The organism is Streptomyces sp. NBC_00028, from assembly GCF_045041065.1.
GTDB lineage: Bacteria > Actinomycetota > Actinomycetes > Streptomycetales > Streptomycetaceae > Streptomyces.
Window position 1 is genome coordinate 5735004 of record NZ_CP108293.1, and the last position, 14273, is coordinate 5749276.

Below are 14273 nucleotides of genomic sequence, written 5' to 3' on the forward strand. Positions count from 1 at the left end.
CGGGAGCCCTTGGCGAGTGTGGGTCGTTGGTTCGGCGTCGGTTCCCTCGGGGCCGGGAACCGGGGCGGGTACGCCGGAGCCGGACGGCGGCACACGCGAGCCGCCGTCCGGCCGTCCATCCAAGGGCCTGATCAGAGAACGGCGACCGGCGCCACCGGAGTTCCCGTCGCGCCGGTGAACGGCTCGGGCATCGCCGACAGCAGGAACGTGTAGCGGCGCTCTTCTCCACAGGCTGTGGACAACTCTTCGAGATTCCAGTTCTGGCCCTGAAGCATCCCCATCTCCACCAGGTCCAGCGCATGCACGGGCAGCCACAGATCCTCGATCTCCGGCGGAAATATCTCGAAGGTCAGGGTGTCGTTCGCGACGGCCGCCACATCGCGCGCGTGGAACCACTCCGGCGTACGGATCGACAGCCCGGGAGACGGATAGCCGTACGCGTGCTTGTCGCCCGCCAGACACACCTGGATCTGACCCGTCCGTACGAGCACGATGTCGCCGGCCCGCACCCGCGTGCCCGCCAGTTCCTCGGCCGCCTCCAGGTCCTCCGGGGTGACGGCATGGCCACCCTCCAGCCGGGCGAGGCCCCGCGCGCGTGCCACGTCGAGCAGCACCCCGCGCGAGACGATGTGCCGCGCCTTGTCGATGCCGCTGAACTCGGCACCGCCGTGCGGGGTGATGGTGTCGGCGGGGCGCCCGTTGTAGAGCCGGCCCGAGTGCGAGACATGGGTGAGCGCGTCCCAGTGGGTGGCCGCCTGGAGGCCCATCGTCACGGCGTCATCGCTGCACGCCACCGTTCCCGGACCGAAGATCTCCTGGTTGATCTGCACCATGGCGTGCAGCGGGTTGACCCGGCCCGGGATCATGCCGGTCTGCACGCCGTCCTGTTGCAGGGGCAGGGCGAGCGGGACCCGGCGGCCCGTCCTGACCTCGGCGGCGGCCTGCCGGACCACCTCGTCGGTGATCAGGTTGAGGGTGCCGATCTCGTCCTCGGCGCCCCAACGCCCCCAGTTGTTCACGCGCTTGGCGATGTCATGGAACTCGGCCGGCAATGTCATCGACGCTCCCCAGGGGCTTGTCTCCGGGTATCTGACGGGTCATAAAATCTAACGGTCCGTCAGAAACCGCGGGAAGGGGCCGGTCGTGGGGAACTTCTTGACAGGCAAGGTCGTCGCCGTGACGGGGGCGGGGCGCGGGATCGGACGGGCGGTGGCGCTCGCGGCCGCGGCCGAGGGGGCGCGGGTCGTCGTCAACGACTACGGCGTCTCCGTGGACGGGTCCTCGCCGACGAGCGAGATCGCCGAAGCGGTCGTCAAGGAGATCGTGGCGGCGGGCGGCGAGGCCGTCGCCGTCGCCGACGACGTGTCCACGATGGCCGGTGGGCAGCGGGTGGTCGACGTCGCACTGTCCTCGTACGGGCGGCTCGACGGGGTCGTGTGCGTCGCCGGGATCCTGCGCGAGCGGATGCTGTTCAACATGACTGAGGAGGAGTGGGACCCGGTCGTCGCGACGCATCTGAAGGGCACGTTCACCGTGTTCCGGGCGGCGTCGGCGGTCATGCGGAAGCAGCGGGCCGGGACGCTGATCGGATTCACCAGCGGCAACCATCAGGGGTCGGTCTCGCAGGCCAACTACAGCGCGGCGAAGGGCGGGGTCATCTCGCTGGTGCGGAGCGCCGCGTTGGGGCTGCACAAGTACGGGGTGACCGCCAACGCCGTTGCCCCTGTCGCTCGTACGCGGATGTCGGCGGGCGTTCCCATGGAGCTGGCGGAGATCGGGGAGCCGGAGGATGTGGCCGCCCTGGTGGTGTATCTGCTGTCGGATCGGGCTCGGGAGGTGGGGGTGACCGGGCAGGTGTACACGATCGCGGGGGCGAAGCTGGCGGTGTGGGCGCAGCCGAGGGAACTGAGGGCGGCGTATGCGGTGGGCGGGTGGACGCCGGATGCGATTGCGGAGTTCTTGCCGGGGTCGGTGGGGGTGGATCCGATGCCGATGCTGACGCGGGTGGCGGCGATGGAGGATGCGGCGGCGCGCGGTGAGAGGCCTAACGCCCGATAGCTCGGGGGGACTTGTTGTCTGGCGGGTGCGGGCCCGGATGGGGCTGGTCGCGCAGTTCCCCGCGCCCCTTGGGGGCGTTGACGTCTGCGGCGTTGAGAGGAGAGGTTCGTGGACTTTGGGTTCAGTGCCGCTGATGAGGTCTTTCGTGGGGAGGCTCGGGCGTGGCTTGCTGCGCATGCCTCGGGTGGGGGTGATCGGCGTGGGTGGGAGCGGACTCTCGGTGCCGCCGGGTGGATCGGGATCGGGTGGGGGGAGGAGGGGTACGGGAATCGGAACGTCGGGCTTACTCGGCAGGTTGTGTGGGCCGAGGAGTACGCACGGTCGTCGGCTCCTCCTCGGTCCGGGCACATCGGGGAGAACCTGCTCGCGCCGACCCTCATCGCGCACGGCAGTCCGGAGCAGAAGGCGCGGTTCCTTCCCGCCATCGCCGCCGGCGACGAGCTCTGGTGTCAGGGGTACAGCGAGCCCGGGGCCGGGTCGGATCTGGCCGGGGTGCGGACCGGGGCCGTGCGGGAGGGGGACTGTTACCGGATCAGCGGGCAGAAGATCTGGACCTCGCTCGCGCAGGACGCCGACTGGTGTTTTGTGCTGGCCCGGACCGAGGCCGGGTCGCGGCGGCATCAGGGGCTGAGTCTGATCCTCGTGCCCATGGACCAGCCGGGGCGGATCGAGGTGCGGCCCATTCGGCAGCTGACGGGGACGAGTGACTTCAACGAGGTCTTCTTCGACGGGGCACGCGCGCGTGTGGAGCATGTCGTGGGTGGGGAAGGGGCCGGGTGGCGTGTGGCCATGAGTCTGCTCGGGTTCGAGCGCGGGGTGTCCACGCTGGCCCAGCAGATCGGGTTCGCCGAGGAGTTGGGGCGGGTGGTGCGGGCCGCGGTCGGGTCGGGGGCGGTCAGGGATCCGGTCGTACGGGAACGGCTCGTCCGGCAGTGGGCCGAGCTGCGGGTGATGCGGTGGAACGCGCTGCGCACGCTGGGCCGGGCCGGGGACGCGGGGGCGCCCAGCGTGGCCAAGCTGCTGTGGGGCGGCTGGCATCAGCGGCTCGGGGAGCTGGCCGTGGCCGTGCGGGGGACCGGAGGGGGCGTGGGACCGCGGGACTGGGCCACCGCCTCGCCGTATGAACTCGACGCGTTCCAGCAGCTGTTCCTGTTCTCCCGGGCCGACACCGTGTACGGCGGCTCGGACCAGATCCAGCGCACGATCATCGCCGAGCGGGTGCTCGGTCTGCCCAGGGAACCCAAGGGGGTTGTGTGATGCGCGGCGTCTTGTTCGACGGCAAGCGGGTCGAGGTCGTGGACGACCTGGAGGTGCGCGAGCCGGGGCCCGGGGAGGTGGCCGTCGCCGTGGCCGCCGCCGGGCTGTGTCACAGCGATCTGTCCGTCGTGGACGGGACCATCCCCTTCCCGGTTCCCGTGGTGCTGGGGCACGAGGGGGCGGGCGTGGTGGCGGCCGTGGGGGCGGGCGTGACCCATGTCGTGGCCGGTGACCATGTCGCGCTGTCCACCCTCGCCAACTGCGGGACCTGCGCGGAGTGCGACCGGGGGCGGCCCACCATGTGCCGGCAGGCCATCGGGCGGCCGGGGCAGCCGTTCTCGCGTGAGGGGCGGCCGGTGTTCCAGTTCGCCTCCAACTCGGCCTTCGCCGAGCGGACCGTGGTGAAGGCCGTCCAGGTGGTGCGTATTCCGAAGGACATTCCGCTGTCCTCCGCCGCGCTCATCGGATGCGGGGTGCTGACCGGAGTGGGTGCCGTGCTCAACCGGGCCCGGGTGGACCGGGGGGACAGCGTGATCGTGATCGGCACCGGGGGCATCGGGCTCAACGTCCTCCAAGGGGCCCGGATCGCCGGCGCGTTGCGGATCGTCGCCGTCGACGCCAATCCGGCCAAGGAGGCGGTGGCGCGGCAGTTCGGGGCGACGGATTTCCTGACGTCCACGGACGGGGTGCGGGAACTTCTGCCCACCGGGGCCGACCATGCCTTCGAGTGTGTGGGGCGGGTGGAGCTCATCCGGCAGGCGATCGATCTGCTGGACCGGCACGGACAGGCCGTGTTGTTGGGGGTGCCGCCGGCCGGGGCCGAGGCGTCCTTCGTCGTCTCCTCCATGTACCTGGACAAGTCGATCCTCGGGTGCCGGTACGGGTCCTCGCGGCCCCAGCGGGACATCGCCCTGTACGCCGAGCTGTACCGGGAGGGGCGGCTGCTGCTCGACGAGTTGGTGACCGAGACCTATCCGGTGGAGGAGTTCGAACGGGCCGCGGCGGACGCGGAGGCGGGGAAGGTGGCGCGGGGGGTGCTCACCTTCTGAGGGGCGGATCGTCCACTTCTGGGGGGGGCGGATCGTCCACAGAGCGCCGGTTGTCCACAGGCGCGGAAAACCACTGCCGGGTTGTCGGTGGCGCCGCCTACCGTCGTGCCCATGTCCTATCGCGATCTCGCCTCCCGACCGGTCCTCGTCTGGGCCGCCACGGCCGTCGGCTCCCGTATGCCGGTCGCCATGGCCCCGCTCGCGCTGGTCTTCCTGGTGCGGGAGCGACCCGGTGGGTACACGCTGGGGGCGGCGCTCGCGGCGGCCTATGTGATCGGCGAGATCGTCGGCGCGCCGGTGCTCGGGATGCGGCTGGACCCGGCGCGCGGACGCCGCCATCTGGCGCTCGGGCTGGTGGGCGGGGCGATGGGGTTCGCGGGGCTCGGCGTGCTGCCCGAGGCGCCGAGCGTGGTGCTGGGGGTGTTCGCCTTCGTGGCCGGGTTTGCGCCGGGGGCGGTCACCGGCGGGCTGCGGACGCTGCTGACCTCGCTCGTCCCCGACCGTGCCGTGGCCCAGGCGCTGTCCACCGAGTCGATGCTGATGTCCGGGGTGTGGGCTGTGTCGCCGGTCGCGGTCGCCGGACTCGCCCTCGGCGTCGCGCCGCGCGCCCCGCTCCTCCTCGCCGCCGCCCTGATGGCGTCGTCGGTCACGGGCCTGTGGCGGCTGCCCGCCCGCTGGGACGAGGAGACACGGCAGGGAGAGGACGCGGGTTCCTCGACCCTCCGCGTGCTGATCCGCGCCTGGCCTGTCTACGTCACCGGCGCCGCCAGCCTCACCCTCCTCGGCCTCTCCGAACTCACCCTGCCCGCCCTGCTGGAACAGCGCGGCATCGGCGTCGGCTGGACCGGCCCCATGCTGGCCGGCATGGCCGCGGCGGCGGCGCTCGGGGCGTTCCTGTACGGGCTGCGGGCGTGGCCCGGTCGGTTGCGGACGCGCAGTGTGGTGCTGATGTGCGGCATGTCGGCGTTCGTGGTCCTCGCCGCCCTGATACCGGGCGCGGCCGGCATCGCGGTCGCCCTGGCGCTCGCGGGCGCACTCCAGTCGGGCGCGCTGATCACCCGCAACCTGGCCCTGAGGGAGGCCGTGCCACCGGCTGCCGTGGCCGCCGGCTACTCCGTGATGTATGCGTCGGCGGGGGCGGGTTACGCGGCGACGGGGTCGCTCGCCGGTGGGCTGCTCCAGGTGGTGGCCCCGTCCACGGCCGTTCTGGCGGGCGTGGCGCTGGGGCTGCTGCTCACGGCGCTCGGCTGGTGGGGGGAGGTGCGCGCCGAGGCGCGGGCGCGGGCGTCAGATACGGGCGGCCGTACGGCCGGTGGCGTCGACGCCCGCGCGGAACGTGCGCCGATAGCTGGTCGGGGTGACGCCGAGCGCCTGCTGTAGGTGCTGGCGCATCGACTGGGCCGTGCCGAACCCGGCGTCCCTCGCCACCTGGTCGACGGACAGGTCGGAGGACTCCAGCAGATGCCGGGCGCGCTCCACCCGCTGCTGGGTGAGCCACTGGCCGGGGCTGATGCCGACCTCCTCGCGGAAGCGGCGCGTGAAGGTCCGTACGGACATGGCCTCCTGCTCGGCCATGTCCCGCAGCTGGATCGGCTCGTGCAGCCGGTCCAGGGCCCAGGCGCGGGCCGCGGTCGTCGTGGCCAGCTGTGGCTCGGGCACCGGGCGCTGGATGAACTGCGCCTGGCCGCCCTCGCGATGAGGGGGTACGACCGTACGGCGGGCCACGGCGTTGGCGACGGCGGTGCCGTGGTCGCGGCGCAGCATGTGCAGGCACAGGTCGACCCCGGCGGCGACGCCCGCGGAGGTCAGGACGTCACCGTCGTCGACGTACAGGACGTCCGCGTCGACCTTGATCTGCGGGAAGAGCCGCTGGAGGCGCTCGGCGTCGGCCCAGTGCGTGGTGGCGGGGCGGCCGTCGAGCGCACCGGCGGCGGCGAGGACGTAGACGCCCGTGCAGATGGAGGCGAGGCGGGTGCCGGGGCGGATGTGGGCGAGGGCCGCGGCCAGCTCGGGGGTGAGGACGCCGTCGTCGTAGACCGGGCCGAACTCGTAGGAGGCGGGGACGATCACGGTGTCGGCGGTGGCGAGGGTCTCCGGGCCGTTCGGCACCATGATGTCGAAGTCGGCGTCCGTACGGACCGGGCCCGGTGGCCGGATCGAGCAGGTGACGACCTCGTACAGATGCCGTCCCCCGGCGTCCCTCGGGCGCCCGAAGATGCGGTGCGGGATGCCCAGCTCGAAGGGGAGCGCGCCGTCCATGGCGAGGACGACGACGCGGTGCGGGCGGAACGCCGGTTCACGGGGGAGGGAGAACTCCATGGCCCGATCCTAACGAATGCTGTCCTTCGGGCCACTCGTTCGGGAAGCCCGCGGATCGGAAGCTCTATGTCGTGACCCAGACAAGCGAAGCCGCCGCCCAGGCGCCCCGTACGGGAAAGAAGCCCACACGCCCGCGGCGGAGCCGCAGAATGTCACTGCATCGCGCCTGGTTCGTCGCCGCCGTCACCTTCGTGACGATCATCGGCGCCGCCGCCTTCCGTTCGCTTCCCGGGCTGCTCATCGATCCGCTGCACCAGGACTTCGGCTGGTCGCGGGGCACGATCAGCGCCGCCGTCTCCATCAACCTCGCCCTGTACGGGCTCACCGCCCCCTTCGCCGCCGCGTTGATGGACCGCTTCGGCATCCGCCGGGTCGTCGCCGTGGCGCTGACCGTGATCGCGGTCGGGTCGGGGCTGACGGTGTGGATGACGGCGGCCTGGCAGCTCATGCTGTGCTGGGGTCTGCTGGTCGGCCTCGGGTCGGGGTCGATGGCGCTGGCCTTCGCGGCGACCGTCACCAACCGCTGGTTCACTGAGCGACGCGGTCTGGTCACCGGCATCCTGACCGCCGCCTCCGCCTCCGGCCAGCTGATCTTCCTGCCGGTGCTGTCCTGGATGGTGGAGCGGCACGACTGGCGCCCGGCCGCCGTCACCGTCGCCCTCGCCGCCCTCGCGGTCGTCCCCTTCGTCTGGCTGCTGCTGCGCGACCACCCGGCCGACGTGGGCCTGAAGCCGTACGGGGCCACGGAGTTCGTGCCCAAGCCGGAGCCCGTGCCGGGCGCCGCCCGCCGCGCGCTGAGCGTCCTGGTCAAGGCCGCCCGCACCGGACCGTTCTGGCTGCTGGCCGGCACCTTCGCGATCTGCGGCGCCTCCACCAACGGTCTGATCCAGACCCACTTCGTACCCGCCGCGCACGACGCGCACATGCCGGTCCAGGCGGCGGCCTCGCTGCTCGCCGTCATCGGCGTCTTCGACGTGGTCGGCACGATCGCCTCCGGCTGGTTCACCGACCGCTACGACGCCCGTCGCCTGCTCGCGACGTACTACGCGCTGCGCGGGGTCTCGCTGCTCTTCCTGCCGATGCTGCTGGCGCCCAGCGTCCATCCCCCGATGCTGTTCTTCATCGTCTTCTACGGCCTCGACTGGGTCGCCACCGTGCCGCCCACCGTGGCGCTGTGCCGGGAGCAGTACGGCGAGGACAGCGCGATCGTCTTCGGCTGGGTGCTGGCCTCGCACCAGGTCGGGGCGGCGCTGGTGGCCTTCCTCGGCGGTGTGGCGCGGGACGTCTTCGGGTCGTACGACATGGTCTGGTACTTCTCCGGGGCGCTGTGCGCGGTGGCGGCGCTGATGGCGCTGGTGATCCGGCGGAAGTCGGTGGTGGCGGTGGCGGTGGCCGCGGTCTGACCGGTCGGTCAGACGAACCGTCCCTTGTGGAACAGCAGGGGCGCCGCGTCCTCGTCGCCCGTGCCCAGCGCGGCCACCCGGCCGACCACGATCAGATGGTCGCCGCCGGTGTGCACCGCGTGGATCGTGCAGTCGATCCAGGCGAGCGCGCCCGTGAGGCGCGGGGCGCCGGAGCAGGGCGCCGCGTCGTACGCCACCCCCGCGAACTTGTCCGCGCCGCTGACCGCGAAGCCGCGGCACAGGGCGCCCTGGTGGGCGGCGAGGACATTGACGCAGAAGGCGCCGGCGTGGGCGATGCGGGGCCAGGTCGTCGACGTACGGCCGACCATGAAGGTGACCAGGGGCGGGTCGAGGGAGAGGGAGGAGAAGGACTGGCAGGCGAAGCCGGCGGGGCCGGACTCGCCGTCGGCAGCGGGTGCGGTGACGACGGCCACGCCCGTCGCGAAGTTCCCGAGCACCCGTCGGAACTCGCCCTGTCCGACCGGCGCCCGCTCGTCCTCGCCGACACAGCGCAGGTCGGGCCGGGGCAGCGGGTCGAGGGGCGCGGTCGCCGCGTCGCTCGCCGTGGAATCCCCCGCCGCCGCCACGGACCGCAGATAGCGGACGGCGGCCTCGGCTGTGCCTGCTTGTCCCATCACACCCTCATTGAAGCTGACGGAGCGTCAGATAGGAAGGGGTGGTACGAGGGCGCCGCAGGCCTTCCGTACTCTGCGTGCATGGGGTGGGGAGAGAGACGACGGCAGCTCACGGACGCCTGGAAGTGGTCCGATCTGCACACGGCGGCGGCGACGACCGCGCTTCAGGTGCCGGTGCTCTGGCTGCTCGCGTGGCTGACGACGATCAACGACGACGACTACGGCAGCGGGCTGGGCGGCGCGCTCGCCGGGATCTTCTTCCTGCTGGTCCTCGTCCTGCTGCCGTTCCTGGCCACCCTGTACGCGGCCGTGTGTGTGATGCCCGCGCTCGTCCTCGCGCGCGTGGCCGTGCGTCGGTTGCGCGGGCCGGAGTGGCTGTGGCACCTCGGGTTCGTCATCCTGGTCAGCGCCTTCTGGGTGCTGGTCCTGGCCGGCTGGTCCGCGCCCCTGCCGTCCCTGCTCGCCGCGGCGGGAATGCTGGCCGTGTTCGGCCTGCTCCCGCTCCTGTCCGTGGCCTACGTCCGCCGCCGTGCCCGGATCAAGGGCAGGGCGTGGGGGTTCTTCGGCGTCTGGGTCCGCTCGGCCTGCGCCACCTTCGGCCTCTGCGTCCTGATCGTCGGCGGCGCGATCGCGGCCACCTTCGCCGGACTGCTCAAGGACTACGAGCCCCCGACCCTCTCGGCCGCCCAGCTCACCGGCGCCTGGCGCGGCGACGGCGGCGCGGTTCTGAACCTGCGTGCGGGCGGCCGGGTCGACTTCACCGACCTCCCGCTCCAGGACCCCGACGGCTTCGAGTACGTCCGCTGCGACGGCACCGGCACGTGGACCGTCGACCGGGAGGGACGCGACGACGTCTACGCCGAGGACGGGCCCGAGGCGCGGGACGGCGTCGTCGTACGGCTCGACGGCGGATGCGGTGCGCAGACGTACTGGACGATCGGCGGTACGGCCCACGACCCGGAGTTGTTCGTGCTGTTCGGCGACCCGGACGCGGGCGAGCTGCGGATTCTCAAGCGGGGCTGACGCCTTCTACCGTCCTCTGAACCCCGCGCTCCGCCGCGCCACGAAAGCGGCCACCCCCTCCCGCGCGTCCGCCGTCGTCATGTTGATCTCCTGGGCGGCGGCCTCCGCGGCGAACGCGGTGGCGCGGTCGGTGTCGAGGGAGGCGTTGACGAGCTGCTTGGTGAGGGCGAGCGCGCGGGTCGGCCCCGCGGCGAGGCGGGTGGCCCACTCAGCGGCCGTCTTCGCCAGCTCCCCGTCCGGGACGACCCGGTTGACCAGGCCCAGGCGTTCGGCGTCGGCGGCGGTGAGGGCGTCGCCGAAGAACATCAGCTCCTTCGCGCGCTGCGGGCCGACCAGGCGGGGGAGGAGATAGGCGCCCCCGCCGTCGGGGACGAGTCCACGTCGTACGAACACTTCGATGAACTTCGCCGACTCCGCGGCCAGGACGAGGTCGCAGGCGAGTGCGAGATGGGCGCCGAGACCCGCCGCCGTGCCGTTCACCGCCGCGACCACCGGCTTCTCGCAGTCGAGGACCGCGGCGATCAGACGCTGGGCGCCCAGCCGGATCATGCGCGCCACGTCCCCCGCGACCCGCTCACCGGATGCCGCGCCGCCCCGCAGGTCCGCGCCCGCGCAGAAGCCGCGCCCGGTCCCGGTGATGACCACGGCCCGTATCTCCGGGTCGGCCGAGGCGTCCGCCAACAGGCGGATCAGCAGGTCGCGTTGGTCGGGAGTCACGGCATTGAGGGCCTCGGGCCGGTTGAGGGCGAGATACAGGACCTGGCCGGTGACGGTGTGCAGCACGTCGTCGCTCACCGGCACACCACCAGCGCGTCCAGCGCCACCGCGCCCTGGCCGCGCGGCAGGACCATGAGTGGGTTGATGTCCAGCTCGGCCAGTTCGTCCCCGAGTTCCAGGGCCATCCGCTGCACCCGCAGGACGACCTCGACGAGCGCGTCGATGTCGGCCGGCGGCCGCCCCCGCACCCCGTCGAGCAGGGCCCGCCCCCGCAGGTCGCCGAGCATGTCCTTGGCCTGCTCCTCGGTGAACGGCGGTACGCGTACGGCCACGTCGCGCAGGACCTCCACAAGGACGCCGCCGAGCCCGACCGTGACCGTCGGTCCGAACAGGTCGTCGTGGGTGACGCCGACGACCATCTCGACGCCCCGCTCGACCATCTGGCAGACCAGCACCCCGTCCAGGGAGACGCCCTCGTAGCGGGCGATGTCGGTCAACTCCCGGTAGGCGTCGCGGACCTGGCTCGCGGAGGTGAGGCCGATCTTCACCAGGCCCAGCTCGGTCTTGTGGGCGATCTGCGCGCCGGAGGCCTTCATCACCACCGGGTAGCCCACCAGGCCGGCCGCGCGGACGGCCGCCGCCGCGCTGGTCACCAGCTGCTCGCGCGGTACACGGATGCCGTACGCCCGCAGCAGCTGCTTCGCCGCGTGCTCGCTCAGCTGCTGGCCCGGACGCATCAGCGCCTGCGCCTTGCGGAAGGAGGGGGAGGTGGTGCGCGGGGCCTCGTCGAGGGGGGAGCGGTAGGCGGCGGTGAAGCGGTGGTGGTCGAGATAGGCGCGGACGGCCGTGACGCAGTTGCCGACCGTGCGGAAGGTGGCCACCCGGGAGGAGCCCAACAGGACGTCGCGATACGCCGGTTCGGTGCCGACCGGCGATCCCCACACCACGCAGACCAGCTTGTCCGTCTGCTCGGCCGCGTCCACCAGGTCCTGGACCAGCCTGTCGCTGAGCGGCGGGAAGGGGCCGGTCACCGGGCAGATCAGCACGCCCACCGCCGGATCGTCGAGGAGCGCGTCGATGATCTTCCGGCCGCGGTGGTCGCCGACCGGGTGGCCCCCGTTGTCGACCGGGTTGGCCACGTTCAGGTACTCCGGTATCCACTGGTGCAGTTCGGCCTGCTTGGCGGCGGAGAGCGGCGGCAGCCTCAGCCCCGCCTCCGTCGCCAGGTCGGCGAAGTGGGCGCCGGTGCCGCCCGAGATCGAGTAGACGACGACCCCGTCGGCGCGCGGTGGCCGGGCGCGGGCCAACAGGGCCGCGGTGTCCTGGAGTTCGTCGAGGCCGTCGACACGGATCACGCCGTACTGCCGCATCGCCGCGTCCACCACCGCGTCCGCGCCGGTCAGCTTGCCGGTGTGGGAGGCGGCCGTGCGGGCGCCGGTCTCGGTGCGGCCCACCTTGACCGCGACGACCGGCACCTTGCGGCGGGCGGCCCGGTCGGCGGCCAGCAGGAAGGAACGGCCGTCCTTGAGGCCCTCGACGTAGCAGGCGATGGCGCCGACGTCCGGCTGCTCGGCGAAGTAGGAGAGGAAGTCGGCGGTCTCCAGGTCGGCCTCGTTGCCGGTCGGCGCCCAGTGGGAGAGGCGGATGCCGAGCTCCTGGAGGGCGAAGACGGGGCGTCCCTGGTGCCCGGACTGGGTGATGAGGGCGATCGCCGGTCCGTCGAGGTCGTCGCGGAACCGCTCGAAGGCGTTGAGGTTGGTGTTCGGGCCGAGCAGCCGCATCCCGGACCGCCGTACGGCGGCGGCCAGCCGGGCCTGTGCGGCGGCGCCCGCCTCGCCGGTCTCCGCGAACCCGGAGGCGAAGACGACCGCGAACTTCACCTTGGCCTCGGCGAGTTCCTCGATCACCGGAAGCGGGTCGGCGACCAGCAGGACGGCGAGGTCGACCTGCTCGGGCAGCTCGGCGACGGACGCCACGCAGGGGATGCCGAACACCTCCGGGCGGCTGGGATGCACCGGGTGCAGCCGGGCCCCGACGCGTTCGGCCCAGCCGAGGAGCTGCCGGGTGACGCCGGTGTTGGGGCGGCCCTCGGTGTCCGAGGCGCCGATCACGGCGACCGATTCCGGCCGGAAGAAACGGTCCAGATCGGGGACGTCGCCGTACAGCCGACGGCCGCTGACGTCGAGGTCGTCGACGTCGGCCGGCCGGCCGTGGACGGCGGGTCCGGGTTGCTCGCCGCATGCGATGGCCCGGGCCCGGCGGGAGTCGGTGGTGAGGGTGCCGTGGGTTGATCCAAGCATCGGTCCGCCCGCTCCTGTGTGACAGCGATTAACTGACGCAGTGTCAGGTTACGGGAACTGACGCTGCGTCAGGAATGGCCGTGCACAAAGACGCTGGGAACGGAGCAGACCCGCACGACGGGCCCACCGCGCGGCACGCTACGTACGTACCGCGTCCAGCCGCGCCGCCGACCCCGTCCGCGCGATCGCCTTCGCGATCTTCTCCGCGTCGATCGCCAGCTCGCGGAACATGCCGCTGATGGGGTTGGTGTAGCCGGTGAAGTAGAGGCCGGGGGCGTGCGGTGGGGTCCGGGCGCCGTGGACCTGCGGTCTGCCGCGGGTGTCGAGGACCTTGAGGTGGCCGACCAGGCCCTCCAGGGCGCGGACGTAGCCGGTCGCCGCGATCACCGCGTCCGGGGCGATGCGGTCGCCGTCGGCGAGGGCGACCTTGCCGTCCTCGAAGCCGTCGACGGCGGCGACGATCTCCACCTTGCCCGCCTTGACGGCGTCGATGAGGCCGACGTCCTGGACCGGGATGGCACCCTCGTTGACCCGGCTGTACAGGCCGGTGCCGGGGCGGGGCAGGCCCTGGGCGGAGAGGTCGGGCACGCTCAGCTTGGCCATCGGGCCGGCCAGGCGGTCGACCAGGCCGACCGGGAGGCGGCGGACGAGGACGCCGGTGTACTGGGCGGCCCAGCCGGCCGTCGAGCGGCGGACGATGTGCGGGGCGGTGCGCACGGAGAGGCGTACTCGGGAGGCGCCGCCCTCCACCAGGTCCACGGCGATCTCCGCGCCGGTGTTGCCGACGCCGACGACGAGCACGTCACGTCCCGCGTAGGGCTCGGGGTTGCGGTACTGCGAGGCGTGCACGAGGTCACCGGTGTAGGCGTCACGGCCGGGCCACTCGGGCAGCCGCGGGGTGTGGTTGTAGCCGGTGGCGACGACCACCGCGGCGCCGGTCAGTTCACGGCCGCCGGTGGCGTGCAGCAGCCAGCCGGTGCCGTCGGCGGCGCGCTCGACGCGGGAGACCTCGACGCCGGTGACGATCTCCAGCTCATGGTGCTCGGCGTACTTCTCCAGATAGCGCACCACGTTGTCGCGGGAGACCCAGCGCCCGAACCTGCGCGGCATCGCCAGGCCCGGCAGGCCGGACAGACGACGCGTGGTGTGCAGATGGAGGCGGTCGTAGTGGCGCCGCCAGGAGGCGCCGACGCGGTCGGACTTCTCCAGGACGACGGCGCGCACGCCCTGGGCGCGCAGCGCGTACGCGGCGGCGAGTCCGCCGGGGCCGCCGCCGATGACGTACACGGGGCGGGCGGCGGTGTTCGGCTCCGCGCCGGCGGGCGCGGAGGACGCTGTGGAGTCGGCCATGAGCGCGAGCGTAATCACGCGCCAGGTTGATGGGTCTCGGTCAAGACCGGAATTGGTTGCGGATTGATCACGCCTGTAGGAGGAGTGGGTGGGGCTCGTGGCGTAGGGCGCCTGGTTGTGGCGGTCCCATGGGCATGCGCCACGGCGCCGGGCCCGCTCGCT

At 72.6% G+C, this 14273-nt stretch carries 12 protein-coding genes; 6 read left to right on the top strand and 6 right to left on the bottom strand.

What is annotated here, in order from left to right; all coding sequences use genetic code 11:
- Positions 1–131: 131 nt before the first annotated feature.
- Positions 132–1058 carry a cyclase family protein gene (locus tag OG885_RS25810; protein WP_405735493.1) on the bottom strand — a complete coding sequence of 309 codons (927 nt, stop codon included), beginning with the start codon at positions 1056–1058 and terminating at the stop codon, positions 132–134.
- An 85-nt stretch (positions 1059–1143) separates the two neighbouring features.
- Between OG885_RS25810 and OG885_RS25815 the strand changes: the two genes are divergently transcribed.
- The 4 genes from OG885_RS25815 (at position 1144) to OG885_RS25830 (ending at position 5744) form a co-directional block, all read left to right on the top strand.
- The gene (locus OG885_RS25815; protein WP_405735495.1) at positions 1144–2058 is read left to right on the top strand and encodes an SDR family oxidoreductase; all 915 of its coding nucleotides are present in this window, start codon (positions 1144–1146) and stop codon (positions 2056–2058) included.
- A 108-nt stretch (positions 2059–2166) separates the two neighbouring features.
- Positions 2167–3315 carry an acyl-CoA dehydrogenase family protein gene (locus OG885_RS25820; protein WP_405735497.1) on the top strand — a complete coding sequence of 383 codons (1149 nt, stop codon included), beginning with the start codon at positions 2167–2169 and terminating at the stop codon, positions 3313–3315.
- Positions 3315–4364 carry an alcohol dehydrogenase catalytic domain-containing protein gene (locus OG885_RS25825; protein ID WP_405735499.1) on the top strand — a complete coding sequence of 350 codons (1050 nt, stop codon included), beginning with the start codon at positions 3315–3317 and terminating at the stop codon, positions 4362–4364. The genes OG885_RS25820 and OG885_RS25825 overlap by 1 nt, the downstream gene beginning before the upstream one ends.
- A 111-nt stretch (positions 4365–4475) precedes the next feature.
- Positions 4476–5744 (top strand): MFS transporter, encoded by a 1269-nt coding sequence (locus tag OG885_RS25830; RefSeq protein ID WP_405735502.1) that lies wholly within the window; start codon positions 4476–4478, stop codon positions 5742–5744.
- Here OG885_RS25830 and OG885_RS25835 read toward each other — a convergent pair.
- On the bottom strand, positions 5652–6683 hold the full coding sequence (locus OG885_RS25835; RefSeq protein ID WP_405735504.1) for a GlxA family transcriptional regulator: 1032 nt from the start codon (positions 6681–6683) through the stop codon (positions 5652–5654). The genes OG885_RS25830 and OG885_RS25835 overlap by 93 nt on opposite strands.
- 71 nt (positions 6684–6754) lie before the next feature.
- Between OG885_RS25835 and OG885_RS25840 the strand changes: the two genes are divergently transcribed.
- Positions 6755–8086 (top strand): MFS transporter, encoded by a 1332-nt coding sequence (locus OG885_RS25840; RefSeq protein ID WP_405735507.1) that lies wholly within the window; start codon positions 6755–6757, stop codon positions 8084–8086.
- A gap of 8 nt (positions 8087–8094) precedes the next feature.
- Here the strand turns inward: OG885_RS25840 and OG885_RS25845 are convergent, their stop codons facing one another.
- A complete protein-coding gene (locus OG885_RS25845; RefSeq protein ID WP_405735509.1) occupies positions 8095–8721 on the bottom strand; it encodes a flavin reductase family protein in 627 nt (208 codons plus the stop codon).
- An 81-nt stretch (positions 8722–8802) separates the two neighbouring features.
- Between OG885_RS25845 and OG885_RS25850 the strand changes: the two genes are divergently transcribed.
- A complete protein-coding gene (locus OG885_RS25850) occupies positions 8803–9744 on the top strand; it encodes a hypothetical protein (protein ID WP_405735511.1) in 942 nt (313 codons plus the stop codon).
- 6 nt (positions 9745–9750) lie between these two features.
- Here OG885_RS25850 and OG885_RS25855 read toward each other — a convergent pair whose 3' ends face one another.
- The 3 genes from OG885_RS25855 to OG885_RS25865 form a co-directional block, all read right to left on the bottom strand.
- A complete protein-coding gene (locus OG885_RS25855; protein WP_405735514.1) occupies positions 9751–10545 on the bottom strand; it encodes an enoyl-CoA hydratase/isomerase family protein in 795 nt (264 codons plus the stop codon).
- Positions 10536–12761 (bottom strand): acetate--CoA ligase family protein, encoded by a 2226-nt coding sequence (locus OG885_RS25860; protein WP_405735517.1) that lies wholly within the window; start codon positions 12759–12761, stop codon positions 10536–10538. Before OG885_RS25860 ends, OG885_RS25855 begins: the two co-directional genes overlap by 10 nt.
- A gap of 138 nt (positions 12762–12899) precedes the next feature.
- A complete protein-coding gene (locus OG885_RS25865) occupies positions 12900–14111 on the bottom strand; it encodes a flavin-containing monooxygenase (protein ID WP_405735519.1) in 1212 nt (403 codons plus the stop codon).
- Positions 14112–14273 lie beyond the last annotated feature (162 nt).